The following is a 23,527-nucleotide window of genomic DNA, read 5'->3' on the forward strand; positions in this document are numbered from 1 at the left end:
ACTGACATATCTGCCGTTACCGCTCCGCTTTTTTATCTCGTGCAAGTAAATCTTGCGCCGCTAAGCGAGTCGCTTTTCCTTGATACAATACTTGATAAATTTGTTCAACAATAGGCATCTCAACGCCGACGCGCTGGGCCAGCAACCACACCTCTTTGGTATTGCGGTAGCCTTCCACCACTTGGCCAATATCTTGCTGCGCTGATTCAACATCTTGACCTTGCCCTAACGCTAAGCCAAAACGTCGATTACGCGATTGGTTATCAGTACAAGTAAGCACTAAGTCACCCAATCCTGCCATTCCCATGAACGTTTCCGCTTGTGCACCTAATGCAGCGCCTAGGCGAGACATTTCAGCTAACCCTCGAGTAATCAGTGCGGTACGAGCATTGGCACCAAAGCCGATCCCGTCTGATATTCCGGCACCAATAGCAATGACATTTTTTACCGCTCCACCAAGTTGCATCCCAATAAAATCATGGTTGGCATACACGCGGAAGGTTTTACTACAGTGGATTTTTTCTTGTAGATCTTCTACAAATTGTGCATCAGGCGAAGCAACCGAAATCGCCGTTGGCATTCCCATCGCTAACTCTTTAGCAAACGTTGGCCCAGAAAGTACCGCGAGAGGAATATGCCGCCCCACTACGTCATAAGCGACTTCCTGCAACAGTCGCCCTGTTTCAGGCTCTAGCCCTTTGGTCGCCCAACAAATCCGGCTATCTTCACGCAAATGTGGCTGCAAGCTACGCAACACCATACCAAATACATGGCTGGGAACAACCACGAGTAGATCTCGACTCGCTTTTACCGCACTAGCAAGGTCTGACTCAACCATTAAGCTGGGGGGAAATTCAATACCAGGAAGAAACTCATGGTTTGCTCTATCGGCTTGTAGCCGGGCCATATGCTCAGGTTCATGCCCCCATAGTACAATATTGGCACCATTACGAGCCAAAGAAATAGCAAGAGAGGTTCCATAAGAGCCTGCACCGATCACCGTCATGCTAATTGCGTTTGCATTGAGATTATTTGCCGTTGGAGTTGTCATTTTTCCACCTGATAGATAGCCATCGTGTGATTACCGATATCGGGTTACTGCGCATATCGATAAGGGTAAAGGGGAATCGTCATTTGATTCTAGAAAAAATAAAAAATGCACATCGCATCGCTCAATGAGCTGCTCTGTGCATTCTATTTTACCTTACATTAGACAAGAAATCGTAGTGGATTACGCCTCGCTTGGCGTCTCACTTGCAGCTTGTTGCTGTAGGTAGTTCATAAATAGCGCGTCAAAATTAACTGGAGCCAAGTTAAGCTGCGGGAAAGTTCCTTTTACTACTAGGCTAGAAATGGTTTCACGAGCATAAGGGAACAAAATGTTAGGACAAAATGCGCCAAGGCAATGGGCTAATTGACCGGCTTCCATCTGTTCTGCAGTGAAAATACCGCCCTGTTGCACTTCGCATAGAAACGCAGTTTCTTCTGCATTTTTCACAGTAACCGTCAAGCGTAAAACCACTTCATAAACGCCTTCGCCAAGTTCACGGCTTTGAGTGTCAAGATCCAATTTTACATCAGGGTTCCACTCTTTTTGGAACATGGTTGGTGAATTTGGTGCTTCAAAAGAAACATCTTTTAGGAAAATGCGTTGAATCGCAAAATTTTGCTGTGGTGCTTGTTGTTGTGCGGCTTCAGCCATGATTTCATCCTTAATACTGATCAATTCGGATATAAAAATTAATGTCCTGAGGAGACTAAACGAGTGTGAAGCAAATCACTAGATGAAAAACCGAATACGTGGCAAACATCACAACTCGAGTCAAATAGGTGCCGATTTATTGATCACCTAACCAGAACTGGCGGCAAGAACTATTTCTTGCCACGGACAAGAGGTAACTTAGCATCGCTCCATGCGACTAAACCATTTTTTAGTAAGCTAACGTTCTCAAACCCTGCTTTAACGAGAGCAAGAGCAACGTCACGAGCCGCATGACCAGTTTTACATACCACAATAATGGGGTCAGCTTTATGCTTTTCAATCCCTGCGAGATTTCCCGCTTTGATGTCGGACGGTAAAATATGAACAGCATCCGTGATATGACCCTGTTTAAACTCATCTTTAGTGCGAATATCAATCACAATACCGTTCTCACGGTTCATCAAATGAGTCAGTTGAGACGGGCTAATTTCTTTAAAAGCTGCTGTTGAAGACTTATAAATATTAAGAATTAATGCAACCAAAACGCCTACCCAAGCGAGAGATAAGATCATATTTTGTTGGAAAAATTGTATGTACTCTTGCATATTGTGTGCTCTTGCAATGGTGGTTCAAAATAGTGATGAAGTATAACGAGGTTACCCGCCTGACGCGAGTGCTAAGCTCGAGGAAACGCAAAAGCCGTGACCTTATCGATATGATCTTCTGCTAAAGCAAGCATAATAAGACGATCAACCCCCAAAGCAACCCCAGCACACGCCGGTAACCCCGCGGCTAATGCCGCAATAAAGTGCTCATCAATCGGTTGCTCAGCTAACCCCATTATCCGACGTTTGGCATTATCCTGTTCAAAACGGATGCGTTGCTCTTGTGGATTATCTAGCTCATGGAAGCCATTGGCTAATTCAAGCCCCTTAAAATAAACTTCGAAGCGATCCGCTACACGAGGGTCGCGTGGATTAACTTTAGCTAGCGCTGCCTGTGATGCCGGAAAATCGTACACAAAAATCGGCTTCTGCTGACCAATGTGCGGTTCAATACCAAGACTAAACAACAATTGCAATAAGGTATCTCTATCTTGCTCTGGCTGAGCAATATCACTTAGTCCGAGAACTTGAGCAGCTTGCTTAAGTTTGGTCATGCTACTTTCCAAAGGACAAATGCCTAAGATACGTTGAAAAACCTGTTGATAAGTCATTATTTCCGCAGAAGGCGTAGCAAGAATAGCTTGTAACAGCGCATCAACCTCCGCCATTAAGTCATGGTGATCAAAGCCCACTCGATACCACTCCAACATAGTAAATTCAGGGTTATGGTATCGACCATGCTCTTCATTGCGAAAAGCCTTCCCTAATTGATAAATCGACCCACTACCGGCCGCTAGCAACCGCTTCATATGAAATTCAGGGCTGGTCATTAAGTAGAGTTTTTTCCCTTTCGCATAACCTGGACCAACAAACTCCGTTTGAAACGTTTGTAAATGAACATCGGTTACCGTTGCGTGGCTAATTGCTGGAGTTTCAACCTCAAACACCTCTCGCTCGGCAAAAAATTGGCGGATACGCTGCAATAAGCGAGCACGTTGCTGAAGTTGGTGAATTGATGCGCTAGGCATCCATGATGACTGGTTCATAAAACTGGCTACACATCTCAAAGAAAAGGCATTTTACTCGCTTAAAAAGAAAAACCCAACCAACCTACCCGCCCATTTTTTTCGTGATTAGCATCACACAAAGGATAATAAGTATGCTTGCTCTTGCACTACCGGAGTAAAAGCCTAACAAAATCAATTTTTTCTTTTCCTCACTCTTCTAAACTAGCCACTACCACTTTGGTACAAGTAGCGAGAGCCAACAGAAGACCCTCTTCGAATTGAATCACGCTGCAAATCATAATCAGGGACAACAACTGATCCCCATAATAATCACTACACTGGAGGATAACTGTGCAAACGATTACCACAGATATCGCAGTCATCGGCGCTGGTGGCGCTGGTCTTCGTACTGCTATTGCAGCGGCTGAAGCAAACCCAAACTTGGAAGTCGCGCTTATTTCCAAAGTTTATCCAATGCGTTCTCATACGGTCGCTGCCGAAGGTGGCTCCGCAGCAGTTATCAAGGAAGAAGACAGCTTAGATAATCACTTCAACGATACCGTTGGTGGTGGTGACTGGTTGTGTGAACAGGATGTCGTAGAATATTTCGTTGCGAATTCAACACGCGAAATGATCCAAATGGAGCAATGGGGTTGCCCTTGGAGTCGTAAAGACAACGGGGAAGTCAACGTACGCCGTTTTGGTGGCATGAAAGTCGAACGGACTTGGTTTGCTGCCGATAAAACGGGTTTCCATATGCTACATACCCTATTCCAAACTTCAATGAAGTACCCACAAATCAACCGCTTTGACGAATATTTTGTGGTTGATTTGTTGGTCGTCGAGGGTGAAGTCCAAGGCCTGATCGCTATCCACATGGCGGAAGGCGAGTTGGTTACGATTAAGGCCAAATCGGTTGTCCTCGCCACCGGAGGTGCGGGTCGTGTTTATCACTGTAACACCAACGGCGGTATCGTTACGGGTGACGGTATGGCAATGGCCTATCGCCATGGTGTACCACTACGTGATATGGAATTTGTTCAGTATCATCCAACGGGTCTACCCGGTACTGGCATCTTGATGACCGAAGGTTGTCGTGGAGAAGGTGGGATTATCGTTAATAAAAACGGTTACCGTTACCTGCAAGATTATGGCATGGGACCGGAAACACCGGTTGGACAGCCTAAAAATAAATACATGGAGCTGGGTCCTCGTGACAAAGTGTCTCAAGCTTTCTGGCACGAACAACAGAAAGGCAACACCATTAAACACCCATTAGGTGATGTGGTACACCTTGACCTGCGTCATCTTGGCGAAGAATACCTGCAAGAGCGTTTACCGTTTATCTGTGAGCTAGCAAAAGCTTATGTGAACGTTGACCCTGCCAAAGAGCCGATCCCAATTCGCCCAACCGTGCACTACACCATGGGCGGAATCGAAACCAATGGTCAATGTGAAACTCGCATCCAAGGCCTCTTTGCGGTCGGTGAATGTGCGTCAGTGGGCTTGCACGGTGCTAACCGTTTAGGCTCCAATTCATTGGCTGAATTTGTCGTTTTTGGTCGTGTCGCCGGTGAGCACGCAGTACAACGTGCTGAAGCGTTCAAAGGCTGGAATGACCAAGCCATCGCAGAACAAGTCAAAGCGGTAGAAGCTCGCCTTCAGGCTCTGATGAACCAAGAAGGTGACGAAAATTGGGCCACCATCCGCACTGAAATGGGTCACACCATGGAAGCGGGTTGTGGGATCTACCGTCAACAAGACTTAATGGAAACCACCATTGCTAAACTGACTGAGTTAAAAGAACGCTATAAGCGCATCAGCATTAAAGATAAAGGCAAAGTCTTCAATACTGACCTACTCTATGCGATCGAAGTCGGCTATGGCCTAGAAGTGGCGGAAGCTATGGCTCATTCAGCATTATTACGTAAAGAGTCTCGTGGGGCTCACCAGCGTCTTGATGAAGGGTGTACTGAGCGTGATGATGTAAACTTCCTGAAACACTCATTGGCATTCTATCAAGAAGATCAAGCACCAAGGATCGATTACAGCCCAGTTACGATTACTAAATCTCAGCCTAAAGCGCGCTTGTACGGCGAAGCAGCAGAGCAAGCTGCCGCAGCAGAGGCGAAGCAAAGCGCAGAGGAGCAAAAATAATGTCAGCGAATCGAATTCAGAAAGTAGAAATTCTACGCTACGACCCAGCAAAAGATGCCGAGCCGCATCTTCAAATGTTTGAAGTGCCCTTTGATGACACCATGTCGGTACTCGATGCTCTGGGCTACGTGAAGGATCATTTGGATAAAGATCTTTCTTACCGTTGGTCATGCCGAATGGCGATCTGTGGCTCGTGCGGTATGATGGTAAACGGTGTGCCAAAACTGGCGTGTAAGAGCTTCTTGCGCGACTATCCAGATGGCGTGAAAATTGAGCCGTTGGCGAACTTCCCGATCGAAAAAGATTTGATTGTTGATATGACACCGTTTATCGAGCGTCTCGAGGCAATCAAACCTTATATCATTGGTAATGATCGTAAACCCGAAGACGGAACAAACCTACAAACCCCAGAACAGATGGCTCGCTATAAACAATTTGCCGCCTGCATTAACTGTGGTTTGTGCTATGCCGCATGCCCTCAATTTGGCTTAAACCCTGAGTTTATTGGCCCTGCCGCCTTAACTCTAGCGCACCGTTATAACCTTGATAGCCGTGATAACGGTAAAGCTGAACGTATGAAACTGATCAACGGAGAAAATGGCGCTTGGGGTTGTACCTTTGTCGGTTATTGCTCTGAAGTGTGTCCAAAACACGTTGATCCGGCATCAGCGGTTAACCAAGGCAAAGTAGAATCGTCAATGGACTTTGTCATTGCCATGTTGAAACCTGACGGTTCACCAAAGAAAGTGGAGGCATAAGGATGACTAATCGTAAACCGTATGTCCGTGAAATGAAACGTACTTGGTGGAAAGATCACCCCTTCTACCGTTTCTATATGGTGCGTGAAGCAACAGTACTTCCGCTCATTTTATTCACGTTATTTTTAACCGTAGGCTTGGGCGCTCTAGTCAAAGGACCAGAAGCTTGGAATAGTTGGCTTGCCTTTATGGCTAATCCATTAGTTGTGGCCATTAATATTGTGGCTCTCGCGGGTAGTTTATTCCACGCCCAAACCTTCTTCAGCATGATGCCACAAGTGGTACCGATTCGTATCAAAGGAAAATTGCTGGATAAAAGAATCATCGTTTTGACTCAGTGGGCGGCAGTGGCCATTATTTCACTGATCGTTCTCATTGTGGTGTAAGGAGCTTATTGTGATTAATACCAATCCAAAACGTTCAGATGAACCGGTATGGTGGAGCCTATTTGGGGCCGGCGGCACTTGGTTTGCCATGATTACGCCAGTCACTATTCTGGTGCTGGGCATTCTTGTACCGTTAGGCATTATTGATGCCGAAACCATGAGCTATAAGCGAGTCGCTGAATTTGCCACCAGTATTATTGGCGCGTTGTTTATCATTGCAACTCTCGCATTACCAATGTGGCATGCGATGCATCGTGTGCACCATGGTATGCACGACCTGAAATTCCATACTGGGCTGGCAGGTAAAATTATATGTTATGCTTTTGCTGCATTGATCTCGATCCTATCAGTCGTGTTTATCTTCCTGATTTAAAACACTCTTGAATGGATAGAAAGCAAAAGAGCCAGCATACGCTGGCTCTTTTTAATTCTGCTATTGAACTATCAAGCCCCTATAGGGTTAGGCACTCATTCAATTATTTTACGCGGCTAACATATTCACTGCTACGAGTGTCCACTTTGATCACTTCACCAATTGCAATAAAGAGAGGCACACGCACGACAGCACCCGTTGATAACGTCGCCGGTTTGCCCCCAGTTCCTTGTGTATCGCCTTTCAAGCCGGGATCCGTTTCAGTGACTTCTAATTCAACGAAGTTTGGCGGTGTTACCGAAATTGGGTTACCATTCCACAAGGTCAATGTACAGGTGGTATTTTCAACCAGCCACTTGGCATTATCACCAACCGCTTTGAGGTCTGCTGCAATTTGCTCAAAGGTTTCGTTGTTCATAAAGTGATAGAATTCACCATCGTTGTATAGATAGTCAAGGTCGATATCGATAACATCAGCAACTTCTACGCTATCACCTGACTTAAAGGTTTTTTCGAGCACTTTACCAGAAAGCAATTTACGGATTCGTACTCGGTTGAATGCTTGACCTTTACCTGGTTTAACAAACTCGTTTTCGAGAATGACACAAGGCTCGTTATCAAGCATAATTTTGAGACCGCCTTTAAATTCATTCGTGCTAACAGTAGCCATTATTTCCTCTTACATTCTTCGAGTTAAATTCAATGCCGCACATAATAACCCGAAAAGTCCAATCTGTTGAGCAAAACTGGCTACAACAGCTAGCAAATGGGATATCCGATCCGAGTCAACTACTGACCCAGCTTGATATTGACCCAACACCTTGGCAAGCCGGCTTCAAAGCGCGTGAAATGTTTGCGCAGCGAGTGCCGCTTAGTTTTGTTCATCGGATGGAGAAAGGAAATCCCAACGATCCCCTTCTGCGCCAAGTCTTACCGCTCAGTGAAGAGTTTGAGCTGTATCCAGGCTACTCAACAGACCCTTTAGCTGAGCAAAACAATGCCATTCCTGGTCTACTGCATAAATACCACAACCGTTGCTTATTGATCGTCAAAGGCGGATGTGCCATTAACTGCCGCTACTGTTTTCGGCGTCATTTCCCTTACCAAGATAACAAAGGCAATAAGCAGACATGGCAGCGCAGTATCGATTATATTGCGCAGCAACCGCCATTAAATGAAGTGATCCTTTCTGGGGGTGATCCTTTAATGGCAAAAGATCATGAACTGAGCTGGCTCATCGAACAGATTGCCGCTATTCCACACATTAAACGCCTAAGAATTCACTCTCGCTTACCCGTCGTGATCCCAGCTCGTATTACCGATGAGTTAGTCGACTTATGCGCAAAAACCCGCTTGCAAGTTCTTCTGGTGACACACATCAACCACGCCAATGAAATCAATCTCGAACTGCAACAACAGATGGCGCGCTTACGCGCCGTCAATGTCACCTTACTCAATCAAAGTGTGCTGCTCAAAGGGGTAAATGATTCGGTTGACGCTCAGGTAGCCTTAAGCGAAGCTCTCTTTGATGCTGACATTTTACCTTACTACTTGCATGTGCTGGATAAGGTGCAAGGCGCAGCGCACTTTTTTGTTAGTGATGATGAAGCAAGACTTATTATGGCAGGCTTAATTGAACGAGTTTCCGGCTATCTGGTACCGAAATTGACCCGTGAAATTGGTGGACGACCCAGTAAAACACCGTTGGATTTACACTTAGAGTAACCCGTTTTTATTGACCTATCGTTTTGTTAAAAACGTTTATTGGCCTTATTGAGCCATTAACGACGGAATGACTTGGGTAACAAGAGTACGCTATCGGTTAAATAAGCTTGAAAAGACCTAACAAAGCTTGCGCTAATACAGTCACCAACAGCGACGCCCTGATGATGAGATAAAGAACAGCTTACACTTATCGTATTAATATAAATGCAAATGTATATAAAAAAACCGGAGGTTACACTCCGGTTTTTATTAATTAGCGCATTAGGCTAGCATGTCGGGTAGCAGCGACGCATTACTGCGCCACCGCCCCCTAAGAACCGTACGTGCGAGTTTCCCCGCATACGGCTCAAGCCTTTATAAACCCACACTTGCGTGTGGGCCGACAACACTACCCCTTAGGCGGGAATGGGTCGTTACCATAAGAGTCTTTATCTCTTATTTGACCATTAGGTCTGTGAATTACAACTTCACTTTGCTGATTCTTCGCTATCTCGCGAGCGGCCTGTCTAGCTTCCTCTTGAGTGCGATGGTGTGAAGTGTCGCGTGAGTTATTCTCTCCGCGCACAGCCCACCCGTCGGGGCGCTTTACAACGTGTTGGTTCTTACCCATTGATCACCTCCTTAGTATAGGATTTGGACAAATACTATATAAGGGCAAAAACGATAATTTTCAACCCAACATGTTGTATTATTTCTAGTTAAAGACATTACTTAAAACGACCTGATAACCAGAAGACCACTCCAACACAGGCTATGGTTGTTATTAAACCTAATAGCCATACCCATAGATAAAGCTCATTGTTCATAACGACTAACTCCTTTGTTGTTGTGGATCTGCCGATGACAGTTAATATGCAACATCATCAAATTCGAGCTAATGTCTGTGCCTCCATCCACTCTTCTGACGATATGGTGAATATCCCATTCATCCTCTGAGCCGAACTGCTGGTGGCAAACTGCACATTTGTAGTCTTGTCTCTCGACAATTTTCCATAGCTTCCAGTTACCCGACAAAGATTTCTTCAATCTTTGCATCTTCAGACGCTCAAAGTATTGTTCGTCCTCCGGTAGGTAACAGTTCGCTGTTGCCCGAATTTTCACATGTTTATCGACTTTCACTTTCGCTGCACTCAACAAGCGATAGTGACCATCTTCCCCTTTCGGTTTCGGTGCACTGAATACCCAGTTTCTATCACCCACTGTTTTAAAGTATTTTTCTTTAATCCAGCGTTTACGGCGATTCAAATGGATTCGGCGACACCACTGCCATAACATTTTCCAGATACGATAATCGATATACTTGAATGTCTCACTCGCACATACCCAGCGGTGGTAGTTGCACCATCCTCTGAGCATCGGGTTCAACTTCGCTATCACCGCTGAAGCTGGCACCGTTTTATGGCTGTTGAGATAATCTCGTATACCGCGCAGAAAATTCTTCACGTTTTTCTTTGACGGCTTAATCAACATCTTGCCGTCGTATTTACGCAAATTTTGCCCGAGAAAATCGAACCCGTCGTCTATATGCGTGATCAGCGTTTTTTCTGCTGACAATTGCAACCCACGTTCTGCCATAAAAGCTTCAACTATTGGTAAGACCTTATCTTCTAGTAGCTCTTTCGATATCCCAGTGACGATGAAGTCATCTGCATAACGCACATAGTTGACCTTAGTTTTGTAACTGGCTTTTGTGTTCTTCTTCCCGAAGTGGGATTCGAGCACCGTTTCCAGTCCGTCTAAGGCCATATTGGCGAGTACAGGTGAGATAATCCCACCTTGCGGTGTACCCGCCTCCGTCGAGTTAAACTTCCCAGATTCCATGAATCCGGCTTTCAGCCATTTCTTAAGTATCGCCTTATCCATAGGAATATTGGCGATAAGCCAGTCATGGCTGATAAAGTCAAAACACCCTTTGATATCACCCTCCAGTACCCAACGGGCACTGGCCTTGCGACTGAGGTTCACGAAACATTGTTCGATAGCATCAGCACAACAGCGATTCGGGCGAAAGCCATAGCTGTTTCGATCCGCCGTGGTTTCCGATATGGGTTCAAGAGCTAACAGGTATAGTGCCTGCATTGCTCTATCACGCATGGTTGGTATTCCCAGCGGCCTACGCTTGCCATTAGCTTTAGGAATATAGACTCGCCTCAGCGGACTTGGCTTATAGCCTTTACGCATCAGTTGGTCTATAGCTCCCCATTTCAAGGCAGGAGTGTTCCAGATTTCTCCATCAACACCCGGTGTGTTTTTCCCTCTGTTTTCAGTGACCCGCCGAATGGCTATCACCTTGGCAGCAAACGAACGAGTTAACATGCGTTGCAGTCTTTTGACCTGTCGCCAGTCAGACTTTTTCGTTGCCTTTGCGATCCGTACCTGTAGCCCTCTCACCGTACGATACATTAGTGACCAGTCGATGCTGTGCCACTGCTGTGTCTGGTGGGAGGATGCAGATACGTCAATTTGCATTGAAGTATGCACCTTGCTTTCCTCCATTAACGATAAGTTAAACAAGCAACACAAGGCGCATCTGTGCCCCATAGGGCAGAGATTTACCCTATGAGGCTTGAACTTGTTGCTGACAGTACCCTAGATCCTCAAATAGGAAAGGTAACGCCCACAATTGGACTCTGACAGTTTCAACTACCGTAAACTTGACGGCTTTACTGATTTTCACGCAATTAAAGACCAAGCAGACGTGGGCCCCGTTTCCGGTGAAAGCACGTTGGCTTTCTATCCAGCTCATTACAAGCTGGCTTTCGCTTTTTCTGCTCTCCTGTGCCCGCATCCTCAACAGCGCCTCTTACGAGTTGCCTGCCCTATTGGGGCAAAGATACGGGGTTTCCGAGTTCCGTTTTCATTACACGAGTTACTTAGGTTCTACCTATCCACCGATGGCGCATGAGTCAGCGTATCCCCAGATGTAAAAGAGATAACCGGCCATATACCTTTTGGTCAGAGCGTTAGTGACGACTAATCCTCCCAAAGGGATAATTAATCGACACGACAATAGCGTTACGCTCGTCGCGGCTGACGGTGTTTATCAGTAGTTCACTTACGTTAACCATATAACCCAGCCTAGCCCCTAAACCGCCTGCTATTGGCGATTGTCTTAACCTTCACTTCGCAGCAAGGATTAACCACTTGCGTGGGGGTACATTATCAGGAAGCTCCGCACACCGCGTTACCGCAGATGCACTATCCCTAGGCTACTATTGGCTGAACAACAGGTCTTACTATCCAATAACCTACCCGTCCGAGTAAGAGATTGACTAAGACAATAATGAAAACAGCTTCGCACCGTGCAGGTGGCTCAAGCTTAAATAAGACACGAATATTCCCGTTACTTCACAGACACTGATAGCGCTGCTTCAACGTATATCATTCGCCTAAAGCGAGGGACATAGACTTTCGCCCATGCCTAAAATCGGACCTCTTACGAGGACCGATATTCGGGCTTGGGTTAAGCCCGAATATCGGGTTTTATTTGTTTGCTATTTCGGCGGGTGGGATAGTAACCACAACATGAAGTTAGTGATTACTATGGACGTAGCCCGCTCGGCTAGCTACCTACGCGACTCTCGTCGCACTACATCATGCCGCCCATGCCACCCATTCCGCCCATGTCAGGCATCGCTGGGGCATCTTTCTTTGGTAGGTCAGTGACCATCGCTTCTGTTGTGATCATCAAACCTGCAATTGATGCTGCAAATTGTAGCGCGCTACGAGTTACTTTCGTAGGATCTAAAATACCCATGTCGATCATATCGCCATATTCGCCCGTTGCAGCGTTATAGCCATAGTTACCGTCACCCGCTCTCACATTGTTAGCCACCACTGAGTCTTCATCACCGGCGTTTTTGGCAATTTGACGAATTGGCGCCTCCATTGCACGTAGTGCCAAGCGGATACCCACGGTTTGATCTTCGTTGTCACCTTCAAGGCCAGCAACTTTAGCCGCTGCACGAATTAAGGCAACGCCACCACCGGCAACAACGCCTTCTTCAACAGCAGCACGAGTCGCGTGCAGTGCATCTTCTACGCGATCTTTTTTCTCTTTCATTTCAACTTCAGTTGCTGCACCGACCTTGATAACCGCAACGCCGCCAGCCAGTTTAGCAACACGTTCTTGCAGTTTTTCTTTATCATAGTCTGAAGTTGCTTCTTCGATTTGTTGACGAATCTGAGCCACACGACCTTTGATCGCCTCTTCTTCGCCAGCACCATCGATAATGGTGGTATTTTCTTTGGTAATCGTCACGCGTTTTGCTTGGCCTAGATCTTCTAGAGCGGCTTTTTCTAGCTCTAGACCGATCTCTTCAGAAATTACCGTACCACCAGTTAAGATAGCGATATCCTGTAGCATTGCTTTACGACGATCACCAAAGCCTGGGGCTTTCACCGCAGCAACTTTTACGATACCACGCATATTATTGACAACTAATGTCGCTAAAGCTTCGCCTTCAACGTCTTCAGCAACGATCAGTAGTGGACGAGAAGCTTTCGCTACACCTTCAAGTACTGGTAGTAGTTCACGGATGTTGGAAACTTTTTTATCAACCAATAGGATGAATGGGTTTTCTAAATCCACACTTCCTGCTTCTTGATTGTTAATGAAGTAAGGTGATAGATAGCCACGGTCAAATTGCATACCTTCAACCACGTCTAACTCATCTTGTAATGCTTGACCTTCTTCAACCGTAATAACACCATCACGACCTACTTTTTCCATTGCTTCAGCAATGATGTTACCCACACTTGAATCAGAGTTAGCAGAGATAGTCCCCACTTGAGCAATCGCTTTGGTGTCTGCACAAGGTACAGAGAGTGTTTTTAACTCTTCCACTGCAGCTACAACAGCTTTATCAATACCGCGTTTTAGATCCATTGGATTCATGCCCGCCGCTACTGCTTTTAGGCCTTCATTAACAATAGATTGAGCTAAAACCGTTGCTGTTGTGGTTCCGTCACCGGCAGCATCGTTCGCTTGTGAAGCGACTTCTTTAACCATTTGTGCGCCCATGTTCTGGAATTTATCTTCCAGTTCAATTTCACGAGCCACAGAAACACCATCTTTGGTGATCACTGGTGCACCAAAAGATTTATCTAATACCACGTTGCGACCTTTAGGCCCCAATGTCACTTTTACTGCATCCGCTAGAACGTTAACCCCTTCCAGCATTTTTACTCGAGCGTCATTACCAAATTTTACGTCTTTAGCAGCCATTTTGCATTTCCTCTAGAATTCATTTTTTATCGGTTAGTTTGCTGTGAGCAATTACTCAACGATTGCCAAAATATCGTTCTCAGACAAGATTAGTACTTCCTTGCCGTCAATTTTTTCAGTCTTAGTACCGTAACCTTCAGCAAAAATTACCGTATCACCAATTTTTACATCCAAAGGTGATACAGTGCCGTTTTCAAGAATACGGCCTTTGCCAACAGCAAGTACGGTACCACGAGTGGATTTCTCAGCCGCAGAACCAGTGAGAACGATGCCACCAGCAGATTTTGATTCAACTTCTTGGCGTTCAACGATAACTCGATCATGTAATGGACGAATATTCATCGGTCCTCTCTCCTGAATAGATTTTCGTTTGGTTAATAAAACGCTGATTAAACAGCTTGTGAGTGATATGTGGGGGAGCCAAACACATAACCCAAGGGGGAAACACAAAAAAAACGTGATCTTGATAACAAATTTATTGAGAAGTTCACTGAGAGGCGATGGTTTCGTTTGGCCATAAGATTGTAAATTCTTTGCTTTATTAAACGGTTTATCCATAATAGTTGCTAGGGTCTGTTGGCCCTAGATTAAGAGGAAAACCATGAAGACCATCGAGCGAATATTACACACCATCAAACGTGAAGGGGCAGTAACAGCCAAACAACTCGCTAATGATCTGGGAATAACAACCATGGGCGCTCGTCAACATCTACAAAGCTTAGAGCAAGACGGGATTCTCGATTTCTATGATGTAAAAGTAAAAGTAGGACGTCCAACTCGTCACTGGGCACTGACGCAAAAAGGTCATCACCAATTTGCCGATCGTCATGGTGAATTAACGATTCAAGTCATTGAGGCTGTCGAACATCTATTTGGCCGAGCAGGGTTAGCCAAAGTAACGGCCGAGCGAGAGGCTCAAACACTGGCTTATTATCAGTCAGCGTTAGAAAACTGTGATTCATTAGCGAGTAAATTGGCCACCTTGGTTGCTTTACGAGAGCAGGAAGGCTACATGGCTGAACTTGAGCACACAGATTCAGGCTTCTTACTGCTTGAAAATCATTGTCCTATTTGTAAAGCAGCGAAGCGCTGCCCTGCTTTGTGTCAGTCAGAATTAAACATTTTTCAACACTTATTAGGCAACGACTGTACCATCGAACGACATGAGCACATCATTGCTGGTCAGCATCGCTGCGCTTATCGTATCACGCCTCATTAATAGCTAATGCCGCTCCCGTGCGGCTCCCTTTCTCAATATCAAGACAAATGTGATGCTTTTTTGTTCGTTCGAGTGATCTCACCTATACTCGTATCATGTCTAAACCATGACTCAAACGAGGAAACGCCGATGACTCCTCCAGACACCTCACCCGCACTTCCTTCATTTGATGAACTGGTATTGCTCGCCCAACAAGATTCTCAAGCCTTTGTCCAATTGAAACAAAACTTATGCAATGCGTTGATAGAGGCTTCATCATCAGCAATGCAAGAGAGGTTACGAGCCCAACAAAGCCACATTGATCGTGTGCTCAGCCAATGCAAAAATCCAACCCATGCCAATGTCATTTTAATGCGAGAACTCAGGTTACAAATGGTTCGATTTCGGGATGTGTTAGAAGGTGAAGTAGACAATAGTACCCCGGCAGATATTATCCCCTTTCGTCCTCGTCCAACGCAGTGGCGTTAGCGCGATAACGGATCGCGCCCAAATCGGTTATCACCTTGCGTGCCCATCAAAAAACCACACTCAACTAAGATCCAACTGCCACAGCCCAGCGCGGCAAAAGCAAGAAAGCTATCAAACCAACTCGGTGAGGTTGCCAGACTTGCCTCCCCCACAGGTACGCTCATTCTCCCTAAGATGAGAGGAAGGTTGAGTAATAGCCACCAACTGGATTTATCTCTGTCATGCCAACGTTTTGCCGTGATTGCGAGATCTGGTAGCAAAATAATCAGCATCACAACGGGTAATAGGGAGGCCGCCCAGTTTGGAAAAAAGCGATTTGCGATAACAATAAAGACGGCGATAAATAGATAGTAACAACCATTCCAAACCCAAAACGTTTGGCGGCTAATTCGCCCCTGAAAAGAAAAAAGTAATGATTGTAATGGCATAATTTATGTTACCTACCGCAGATGTGACAAGACATTAACTCGCTCGATGTTACTTTTTGCCTAGAATAACTAGGCTACAAACCTCTCGCCGCGATTAAAACACTTTTATCTCGAACAAAATTTAACCGCGAAAGATAAACAGACCCTAGCCTTAGTCATGGGTTATTTTTTGAAAATACGCACGATCCATGTCACGCAGGTTGACGGTTAAAGAATAGACTTGACCAGCCTGCTCCGAAAGAACACTGATCAGCTGTTGCGCGAGAATTGTTTTTTGCATTTCCGTTCGTCCATCCAGCAACTCAAGGTTTAGATGAATAAAATCAACACTGTTTCCTTGTTCACCAATCAACCAATGATGGCAACGTAGCGTACGAGATTTAACTGACGAGGCTTCAAACAAGCCACTTTGCAGGGCAACTTGGTGTAAATCTTCTAATAAACCTTGAATATTCACTCGTTCTTCGACCGAGTTGGAATACTCCAATACGAGATTCGGCATCACTGATTCCTTGTTTACTTATCTTACTTCACTATACCGAAATCAAGCATAAAGTTAGAGCCTTGGCTACCGATTCTGTCTAACACGTCACTGCTTAGTATCCGACATACAGAGCCTCGGATTCCAGAAAGTCATGACCATAATCATGATCTACGTAGTTTTATCTGTTATATTCTTTGCCAGTCGATTTTTTTTATCAATTGAAATTGGAGATATTCCTATGCGTCGTCCTGTAGTGATGGGTAACTGGAAACTTAACGGTAGCAAAGCTATGGTTACTGAGCTGCTAACTGGTCTTAATACTGAATTGGAAGGTGTCACTGGCGTTGATGTTGCGGTTGCACCACCAGCACTCTACCTAGACCTAGCTGAGCGCCTCATTAAAGAAGGCGGTCACAAGATGATTCTTGGTGCACAAAACACTGACCTACACAACAGCGGTGCCTTTACCGGTGATATGTCACCAGCAATGCTAAAAGATTTTGGTGCTTCTCACATCATCATCGGCCACTCTGAGCGTCGTGATTACCACAAGGAATCCGATGAATTTGTTGCGAAAAAATTCGCTTTCCTCAAAGAAAATGGCTTAACTCCTGTTTTTTGTATCGGTGAAACTGAGGCACAAAACGAAGCCGGTGAAACCGAAGCTGTATGTGCTCGTCAAATCAATGCTGTGATCGACGCCTGTGGTGTTGCAGCATTTAATGGCGCGATCATCGCTTATGAACCAATCTGGGCTATCGGTACAGGTAAAGCGGCAACGGCTGATGATGCACAACGCATTCATGCCTCTATCCGTGCTCTTATTGCGGATAAAGATGCCGCTGTCGCAGAACAAGTGATCATCCAGTATGGCGGTAGCGTGAAACCTGAAAATGCTGAAGCCTATTTCTCACAACCAGATATCGATGGTGCATTGGTTGGTGGTGCGTCTCTTGATGCGAAAAGCTTCGCTGCTATTGCTAAAGCGGCAGCAAAAATGAAAAACGCATAATTTTCCCTCGATTATGCGATAAAGGCCAGCCTTGCTGGTCTTTATTTTTTCTCTTATTTCAAACTTAAAGCAGCCTCTTACCAACCCAAAGTGAAAAGTAGCTCACCCCTAGTCCCTCTGCACAAGATCAAGTATCCTTAACTTCTTCATCCTTTACCTTGTTGTCCGCTATGCATGATAAACACGGCTTACTATCAGCGCCTATCCCTCAAGTATTACGTCAAATGACGCTTCCTATGACGGTCGGTATGGTCGCTGTGCTGATGTTTAATCTGGTGGATACATTTTTTATCTCGCTGCTTGGCACTCAATCGCTGGCAGCCATCAGCTATACTTTCCCGGTCACATTTGGTTTGAATTGCATCACTATGGGCATCGGGGTTGGTTTATCAACCTGTATCGGACGCTGTTTGGGAGAAGGGAGAACGCAGCAAGCCGCTCGATTAAGTAGTCATGGGCTATTACTGGCCGTTAGTTTAATGGTTTTGGCAGCCATATTGGGCCTCACAACCATGGATAAACTGTTCCCATTACTCGGTGCAAACGCCGATCTGATTCCTCTTATCCAACAATATATGCGCATTTGGTATTGTTCGATCCCATTGTTGGTGATTCCTATGGCGGGAAGTAGTGCTATCCGAGCAACGGGGGATACGAAAACGCCAGCAAAAATCATGTTATTAGCAGGGATCATCAATGGCGGATTAGATCCTGTACTGATTTTTGGCTATGGCCCCATCCCAGGGTTAGGCATCCAAGGTGCAGCGATTGCTAGCGCATGCTCCTGGTTTGGCGCTCTAGTCTGCTCACTCTACTTATTAATCAAACGGGAAAAACTACTGATATTTCCCAAGCTCTCTCTCATTTACCAAGATTGGCGACACATTTTACGCATTGCAACGCCTGCCGCTTTCTCCAGTGCGATGACCCCGATAAGCGGTGCACTATTAATGGTCATCTTGTCTCAACATGGAACCGCAGCGGTGGCGGCTTTTGGTGCTGCACAGCGCATTGAGTCGATCTTACTTTTAGTGCTTATGTCTCTTACATCAGCGCTTACACCGTTTATGGCGCAGAATTTAGGGGCCAAACAGCCTAAACGCAGCTTTGCTGGCTTATTTCTCGGGATGCGTTTTTCCATCTTATTTCAATTGATGATCTTTATTATGATGGTGCCACTGAGTATTCCTTTGGCCGCGATGTTTTCACAAGAACAAACGGTGCGTGACTTGCTTTGGCACTATTTACTGGTCGTGCCGATCAGCTATGGGTTTCAAGGTATTGTCATGATGCTAGTCTCAGCACTGAATGCTTTGCACTTGCCCATCAAAGCATTCCAATGGAGTTTTATGCGGCTTTTTGCCTTTACTTTACCATCCGCTTGGCTTGGCTCATATTGGTATGGTGTCGAAGGATTATTTATCGGTATTGCTCTGGGTAATATTTGTGGTGGTGTATTGGGATACATTTATGCGTTGTGGCTAAAACGTCGATACCTGATCAGTTAAAAAACAAAAAGCCAATGCGCAACGCATCGGCTTTTACCTTCAGCAAACTCGACAGAACATCTCAATGAGAGGATTAAAGCTCTGCTAGCTCTTCCTCGATGTCAACGTCTAAATCGACATTAAGAGGCTCAGGAGAAAGGATGATGCCCGTATTATCAGCATACAAGTAATCTTCCGGTAGGAAAGTCACTCCAGCAAAGTTGACCGCGACATCGACTTCACCCATGCCTTGTGAGCTGGCACCAACAGGAATAGAAGCTAATGCCTGAATACCAATGCTCATCTCTTCTAATTCATCGACTTCACGCACACTGCCGTAAACGACCATCCCTTCCCATTCGTTTTCTTCCGCTATGGCCGCCAACTCCGCATCAATTAACGCTCGGCGTAAAGAACCGCCACCGTCGATCAATAGAATACGTCCCGCTCCATCTTGTTCCAATACTTCACGGATTAAGCCGTTGTCCTCAAAACATTTGATCGTCGTTACTTGTCCAGCGAAGGATGCGCAGCCTCCAAAATTGCTAAACATGGGTTCTACCACATCAACTTGCTCGAGATAGATATCACATAGCGCAGAGGTGTTGTATTCCATAGCTTTACTCTCTCAACAAACGGTTATCCCACGAGTATATAGTGTCAGTAAGCCAATGCAATGACAGAGCGCAAATTAACTGGTGAGAGTTTGAGCAATGACGACGCCGACGAATAAAAGATTAGTGATCAGCGAACATTTCACCACCACAGGAAGCATAGGAGCGATTTGGGCAGGTTTATCGGTAGCACAAACAGCACGACCATGTTGCAAGACAAAAATAGCACTCAATAAAAATGGCAAACTAATCCACAACGGCTTATCTTGCATAACTAAATAACTAGCAAAAGAGAGCACTGCGCCCAGCAACAGTAAAAAATGGTACGTTTTAGCACGTTGCTGTCCCAAACGAACAGCGATAGTCCGTTTACCACACTCTGCATCGTTTTCAATATCCCGCATATTATTGATATTAAGTACAGCAACGGCCATTAATCCACAGCCTAATGACGGTAAGAAAAGCCCCCATTCAATGTGACCTGTTTGCAGAAAATAACTGCCAGAAACGCCCAGTAAACCAAAGAACAGAAAAACAGAGAGATCGCCAAGCCCGACATAACCATACGGTTTATTTCCCACGGTATAAGCCACCGCGGCCAGCATGGCTAAAATACCTAAGCCGATAAAAGCAAGAATACTGTGCAAACTCTCCAACGAATAAAAGACTAACGCTAAGCCGGCCGCAATCGTCAATACAATATTAATCACCATGGCTTGCTTCATATCCACCAGTGAGACGGCTCCGGATTGAATGGCTCGCATTGGGCCCAGCCGTTTTTCGTTATCGGTTCCTTTCATCGCATCGCCGTAGTCATTAGCTAAATTGGAAAGAATTTGCAGTAAGGTCGCCGTTAATAACGCCAACAAAGTAACAGGCACAGAAAAAGATCCTGACGAAAAAGCCAAGGCGGAACCAGTAAAAATGGAAACCAGCGCAAGAGGCAGTGTTTTTGGTCTTGCTGCATCAACCCAAATACGTAAAGAGTTATTCATAGCGATAAAATATGACTGAACATGGGCGCTCAGTATACGCATAAATGGGGGGGAGAAAAAAGCCCACCAGATCAAGGTGGGCGCAGATATTACAAGATAAAGCGGCTTAAATCTTCGTCTTCGACGAATTCGCTTAGGCGACTACGGACATAATCACCATCAATGGTATACTCACTGCCTGACTGTTCTGTCGCATCATAAGAAATGTCATCCATTAAGCGCTCCATGACGGTATGTAAACGGCGCGCTCCGATATTCTCGGTGGTTTCGTTCACTTGCCAAGCCGCTTCCGCGATTTGCTTTATACCATCTTCGGTAAACGTAATCTGTACATTTTCCGTTTTCATCAAGGCAATATATTGCTCGGTCAATGACGCTTTGGGTTCTGTTAAAATACGTTTGAAATCATCGCTTGATAATGCTTCTAGCTCAACCCGGATCGGTAAGCGCCCTTGCAATTCAGGGATCAGATCGGAGGGTTTCGCCACTTGGAAGGCTCCCGAGGCAATAAATAAAATGTGATCGGTTTTAACCATGCCGTGTTTGGTGGAAACCGTACTGCCTTCAATTAAAGGTAGCAGATCACGCTGCACTCCTTCACGAGAGACATCAGGGCCTGAGCTTTCACCACGTTTACAGATTTTATCGATTTCATCAATAAAGACGATACCATTATTTTCTACGTTATAGATGGCTTGATCTTTCAACTCTTCTTGATTGACCAATTTGGCTGCTTCTTCTTCCACTAATGCTTTTAACGCATCTTTGATTTTCAGTTTGCGTTTTTTCTTAGTATCTCCCGCTAAATTCTGGAATAACCCCTGCAACTGATTGGTCATTTCTTCCATTCCGGGAGGAGCCATGATCTCAACTCCCATTTGCGGCACCGCTACGTTGATTTCAATCTCTTTGTCATCAAGCTTACCTTCCCGCAACTTTTTGCGAAAAACTTGCCGTGTCGAAGAAGACTCATCATTCTGCTCTGACTGCCCCCACGCATCACGAGCGGGTGGTAATAAGGCATCTAAAACTCGCTCTTCTGCCAACTCTTCTGCGCGAAATTTCACTTTTTCCATCGCTTGTTGGTGAGTCAGCTTAACCGCAACATCAGTTAAATCACGAATAATGGTTTCAACTTCCTTACCCACATAGCCCACTTCAGTGAATTTGGTCGCTTCTACTTTAATAAAAGGGGCGTTGGCTAATTTCGCCAAACGACGGGCAATCTCGGTTTTTCCGACCCCTGTTGGCCCTATCATTAAAATATTTTTTGGTGTCACTTCAACACGTAAGCTTTCATCAAGCTGCATACGACGCCAGCGGTTACGCAGAGCAATGGCTACCGCACGTTTAGCTTTATCTTGACCGATAATATGACGGTTTAATTCGTGAACAATTTCACGAGGAGTCATTTCTGACATGATCGATTCCTTAACATTCGCTTTCGGTAGGCACCGAGTTATTGGTTTTCCTGAGCGATCAACGCTTGAGGGATTTCCAGCTCTTCAATGGTGTGCTGATGGTTAGTAAACACACAAATATCACCGGCAATACTGAGTGCTTTTTCGGCGATATCTCTTGCGTCCAGCTCGGTATTTTCTAATAAAGCAATCGCAGCCGCCTGGGCGAAATTACCGCCAGAACCGATCGCAATCAAATCGTGTTCCGGCTGAAGCACATCACCATTGCCGGTAATAATTAACGATGCTGTTTCATCCGCAACGGCTAAAATCGCTTCTAAACGGCGTAAAGCACGATCGCTGCGCCAATCTTTTGCAAGCTCAACCGCGGCTTTAGTTAAGTGCCCTTGGTGCATTTGTAATTTACTTTCAAAACGTTCAAATAAAGTAAAAGCATCCGCAGTGCCACCAGCGAATCCTGCAAGAACCTTATTGTTATATAACCGGCGGACTTTACGCGCATTGCCTTTCATGACGGTATTGCCCAGTGAGACTTGCCCATCTCCGGCAATCACCACTTTGTTATTACGACGTACAGATACGATGGTAGTCACGTGAGGACCTCTTTATGCTTTTCACTAGGATGTTAGAGACTATATGAGGATAGAGAGAAAATATTTCAAGGGAAAGCCCTTGCATCTCGTGATGATAAAATAGGTTTAACGGTTTTTCATTCACAGATGGTGGTGAGTATTTGCTGAATGGCATGATCAGCACCAAAGGCGAGAAGGCATAACGTTAAGGCCTGCCCTCTCATTCGTCACTTTATTGCGCATCTTTCCAAATGGCACAAGGCTCGATTTTAGCACGCTGTAATTTATGTCGGTCACGCTCTGCGTCACGTTTAAAGGTATAAGGGCCCAAAACGACTCGATACCAACTACTATTTTCTTTCTTACGAATTTTGCTACTCAAACCCTGAAAGGCAATATCTAATTTTCGAGTTTCTGCTTGTTGCAGCGTCTTATAAGCGCCACACTGCATGATGTAAGGGATTTCGGAAATGACTTGCTCTTTGGCGATCACCTCAATCTCACGATTCGGTAACGACTCAACATAATCCCACTTTTCTGTTGGCCGGGGCGGTATAGTTTGAGTCTGAGTTTTACTCGATTGACTTTGCTGTCTACCAGCACTTTGGGGAGCCGGTGACTCGGGTGCTAAGCTTAACCGATAGAGACCATAAATAAAGCCACTCAGTAAAATAAGTGCCAATAACCCGCTCCGCCAGGGTTTACGACCACGTGCTGTTTTTTTGGTCGGCTTTTTGGGGCTACGACCACGCCTTACATAATCTTTATTCGCCACAGACAAATTCAAAAGTTGACAGTTTGACTCATATGTTAATGCAGTTTAAGGACAGATAACAGCAGCAAAGTATCCGTAAACCAGTCAGTCATATGACTCAAGCCAATCCACC

The 23,527-nt window shown here is 45.4% G+C and carries 25 protein-coding genes; 9 read left to right on the forward strand and 16 right to left on the reverse strand.

Annotated features, from left to right (window positions below):
* Nucleotides 1–16: 16 nt before the first annotated feature.
* The 4 genes from gpsA to epmA form a co-directional block, all read right to left on the reverse strand.
* On the reverse strand, nucleotides 17–1,051 hold the full coding sequence (gpsA, locus tag FKN05_RS13475) for an NAD(P)H-dependent glycerol-3-phosphate dehydrogenase (RefSeq protein ID WP_099610511.1): 1,035 nt from the start codon (nucleotides 1,049–1,051) through the stop codon (nucleotides 17–19).
* 180 nt (nucleotides 1,052–1,231) lie between these two features.
* Nucleotides 1,232–1,702, reverse strand: a complete 471-nt coding sequence (gene secB, locus FKN05_RS13480; RefSeq protein ID WP_099610512.1) for a protein-export chaperone SecB — start codon at nucleotides 1,700–1,702, stop codon at nucleotides 1,232–1,234.
* Between the two features lie 170 nt (nucleotides 1,703–1,872).
* A complete protein-coding gene (locus FKN05_RS13485; protein WP_170887750.1) occupies nucleotides 1,873–2,307 on the reverse strand; it encodes a rhodanese-like domain-containing protein in 435 nt (144 codons plus the stop codon).
* 71 nt (nucleotides 2,308–2,378) lie between these two features.
* Nucleotides 2,379–3,353, reverse strand: coding sequence for an elongation factor P--(R)-beta-lysine ligase (gene epmA / locus FKN05_RS13490; protein ID WP_161428392.1), 975 nt, complete (start codon nucleotides 3,351–3,353; stop codon nucleotides 2,379–2,381).
* A 312-nt stretch (nucleotides 3,354–3,665) separates the two neighbouring features.
* On the opposite strand from epmA, the gene frdA reads away from it, so the two are divergent.
* Genes frdA through frdD form a run of 4 tightly spaced genes read left to right on the forward strand, consistent with a single transcriptional unit; the run spans nucleotide 3,666 to nucleotide 6,988 of the window.
* Nucleotides 3,666–5,471: a fumarate reductase (quinol) flavoprotein subunit gene (gene frdA / locus FKN05_RS13495; protein ID WP_099610515.1), complete on the forward strand. Its 1,806-nt coding sequence runs from the start codon at nucleotides 3,666–3,668 to the stop codon at nucleotides 5,469–5,471.
* Complete coding sequence (locus FKN05_RS13500) at nucleotides 5,471–6,229, forward strand: succinate dehydrogenase/fumarate reductase iron-sulfur subunit (protein ID WP_161428391.1); 759 nt, start codon at nucleotides 5,471–5,473, stop codon at nucleotides 6,227–6,229. Before frdA ends, FKN05_RS13500 begins: the two co-directional genes overlap by 1 nt.
* Before the next feature lie 2 nt (nucleotides 6,230–6,231).
* A complete protein-coding gene (gene frdC, locus FKN05_RS13505; RefSeq protein WP_099610516.1) occupies nucleotides 6,232–6,615 on the forward strand; it encodes a fumarate reductase subunit FrdC in 384 nt (127 codons plus the stop codon).
* Between the two features lie 10 nt (nucleotides 6,616–6,625).
* Nucleotides 6,626–6,988, forward strand: coding sequence for a fumarate reductase subunit FrdD (gene frdD, locus FKN05_RS13510; RefSeq protein WP_099610517.1), 363 nt, complete (start codon nucleotides 6,626–6,628; stop codon nucleotides 6,986–6,988).
* A gap of 103 nt (nucleotides 6,989–7,091) precedes the next feature.
* Here the strand turns inward: frdD and efp are convergent, their stop codons facing one another.
* Nucleotides 7,092–7,658, reverse strand: a complete 567-nt coding sequence (gene efp, locus FKN05_RS13515) for an elongation factor P (RefSeq protein WP_099610518.1) — start codon at nucleotides 7,656–7,658, stop codon at nucleotides 7,092–7,094.
* A 32-nt stretch (nucleotides 7,659–7,690) separates the two neighbouring features.
* On the opposite strand from efp, the gene epmB reads away from it, so the two are divergent.
* Entirely contained in the window at nucleotides 7,691–8,713 is a 1,023-nt protein-coding gene (gene epmB, locus FKN05_RS13520; protein ID WP_099610519.1) for an EF-P beta-lysylation protein EpmB, read from the forward strand.
* Between the two features lie 388 nt (nucleotides 8,714–9,101).
* Here the strand turns inward: epmB and FKN05_RS13525 are convergent, their stop codons facing one another.
* The 4 genes from FKN05_RS13525 to FKN05_RS13540 form a co-directional block, all read right to left on the reverse strand.
* Nucleotides 9,102–9,323: a DUF2188 domain-containing protein gene (locus tag FKN05_RS13525; RefSeq protein WP_000517703.1), complete on the reverse strand. Its 222-nt coding sequence runs from the start codon at nucleotides 9,321–9,323 to the stop codon at nucleotides 9,102–9,104.
* 185 nt (nucleotides 9,324–9,508) lie between these two features.
* Nucleotides 9,509–11,182: a group II intron reverse transcriptase/maturase gene (gene ltrA / locus FKN05_RS13530; protein WP_144163952.1), complete on the reverse strand. Its 1,674-nt coding sequence runs from the start codon at nucleotides 11,180–11,182 to the stop codon at nucleotides 9,509–9,511.
* Nucleotides 11,183–12,302: 1,120 nt separating this feature from the next.
* Nucleotides 12,303–13,940: a chaperonin GroEL gene (gene groL, locus FKN05_RS13535; protein WP_161428389.1), complete on the reverse strand. Its 1,638-nt coding sequence runs from the start codon at nucleotides 13,938–13,940 to the stop codon at nucleotides 12,303–12,305.
* Nucleotides 13,941–13,991: 51 nt separating this feature from the next.
* Nucleotides 13,992–14,282, reverse strand: a complete 291-nt coding sequence (locus tag FKN05_RS13540) for a co-chaperone GroES (RefSeq protein ID WP_170887751.1) — start codon at nucleotides 14,280–14,282, stop codon at nucleotides 13,992–13,994.
* A gap of 259 nt (nucleotides 14,283–14,541) precedes the next feature.
* Here FKN05_RS13540 and FKN05_RS13545 point away from each other — a divergent pair, with 259 nt between their 5' ends.
* Nucleotides 14,542–15,159 (forward strand): helix-turn-helix transcriptional regulator, encoded by a 618-nt coding sequence (locus tag FKN05_RS13545; RefSeq protein ID WP_099610521.1) that lies wholly within the window; start codon nucleotides 14,542–14,544, stop codon nucleotides 15,157–15,159.
* A 129-nt stretch (nucleotides 15,160–15,288) separates the two neighbouring features.
* Entirely contained in the window at nucleotides 15,289–15,627 is a 339-nt protein-coding gene (locus FKN05_RS13550) for a DUF3135 domain-containing protein (RefSeq protein WP_099610522.1), read from the forward strand.
* Here the strand turns inward: FKN05_RS13550 and FKN05_RS13555 are convergent.
* Together FKN05_RS13555 and FKN05_RS13560 are read right to left on the reverse strand one after the other, a co-directional pair.
* Nucleotides 15,624–16,055, reverse strand: a complete 432-nt coding sequence (locus tag FKN05_RS13555) for a DUF805 domain-containing protein (RefSeq protein WP_099610523.1) — start codon at nucleotides 16,053–16,055, stop codon at nucleotides 15,624–15,626. The two genes, FKN05_RS13550 and FKN05_RS13555, sit on opposite strands and share 4 nt — an antisense overlap.
* A 151-nt stretch (nucleotides 16,056–16,206) precedes the next feature.
* The gene (locus tag FKN05_RS13560; RefSeq protein WP_099610524.1) at nucleotides 16,207–16,557 is read right to left on the reverse strand and encodes a 5-carboxymethyl-2-hydroxymuconate Delta-isomerase; all 351 of its coding nucleotides are present in this window, start codon (nucleotides 16,555–16,557) and stop codon (nucleotides 16,207–16,209) included.
* Nucleotides 16,558–16,777: 220 nt separating this feature from the next.
* On the opposite strand from FKN05_RS13560, the gene tpiA reads away from it, so the two are divergent.
* Both tpiA and FKN05_RS13570 read left to right on the forward strand, forming a co-directional pair.
* The gene (tpiA, locus tag FKN05_RS13565; RefSeq protein ID WP_099610525.1) at nucleotides 16,778–17,551 is read left to right on the forward strand and encodes a triose-phosphate isomerase; all 774 of its coding nucleotides are present in this window, start codon (nucleotides 16,778–16,780) and stop codon (nucleotides 17,549–17,551) included.
* A 170-nt stretch (nucleotides 17,552–17,721) separates the two neighbouring features.
* The gene (locus tag FKN05_RS13570; protein WP_161428387.1) at nucleotides 17,722–19,059 is read left to right on the forward strand and encodes an MATE family efflux transporter; all 1,338 of its coding nucleotides are present in this window, start codon (nucleotides 17,722–17,724) and stop codon (nucleotides 19,057–19,059) included.
* Nucleotides 19,060–19,132: 73 nt separating this feature from the next.
* Here the strand turns inward: FKN05_RS13570 and rraA are convergent, their stop codons facing one another.
* The 5 genes from rraA to FKN05_RS13595 all read right to left on the reverse strand — a co-directional run bounded on the left by rraA (nucleotide 19,133) and on the right by FKN05_RS13595 (nucleotide 23,415).
* A complete protein-coding gene (rraA, locus tag FKN05_RS13575; protein ID WP_161428386.1) occupies nucleotides 19,133–19,654 on the reverse strand; it encodes a ribonuclease E activity regulator RraA in 522 nt (173 codons plus the stop codon).
* 75 nt (nucleotides 19,655–19,729) lie between these two features.
* A complete protein-coding gene (locus FKN05_RS13580; RefSeq protein ID WP_099610277.1) occupies nucleotides 19,730–20,647 on the reverse strand; it encodes a 1,4-dihydroxy-2-naphthoate polyprenyltransferase in 918 nt (305 codons plus the stop codon).
* 89 nt (nucleotides 20,648–20,736) lie between these two features.
* Nucleotides 20,737–22,068, reverse strand: a complete 1,332-nt coding sequence (hslU, locus tag FKN05_RS13585) for an ATP-dependent protease ATPase subunit HslU (protein WP_170887752.1) — start codon at nucleotides 22,066–22,068, stop codon at nucleotides 20,737–20,739.
* A 38-nt stretch (nucleotides 22,069–22,106) separates the two neighbouring features.
* On the reverse strand, nucleotides 22,107–22,661 hold the full coding sequence (gene hslV / locus FKN05_RS13590; protein ID WP_099610275.1) for an ATP-dependent protease subunit HslV: 555 nt from the start codon (nucleotides 22,659–22,661) through the stop codon (nucleotides 22,107–22,109).
* Nucleotides 22,662–22,872: 211 nt separating this feature from the next.
* Entirely contained in the window at nucleotides 22,873–23,415 is a 543-nt protein-coding gene (locus tag FKN05_RS13595) for an SPOR domain-containing protein (RefSeq protein WP_161428385.1), read from the reverse strand.
* Nucleotides 23,416–23,527: the final 112 nt, after the last annotated feature.

Source organism: Vibrio sp. 1-1(7) (genome assembly GCF_013048485.1).
In the GTDB taxonomy this organism is placed as follows: domain Bacteria; phylum Pseudomonadota; class Gammaproteobacteria; order Enterobacterales; family Vibrionaceae; genus Vibrio; species Vibrio fujianensis.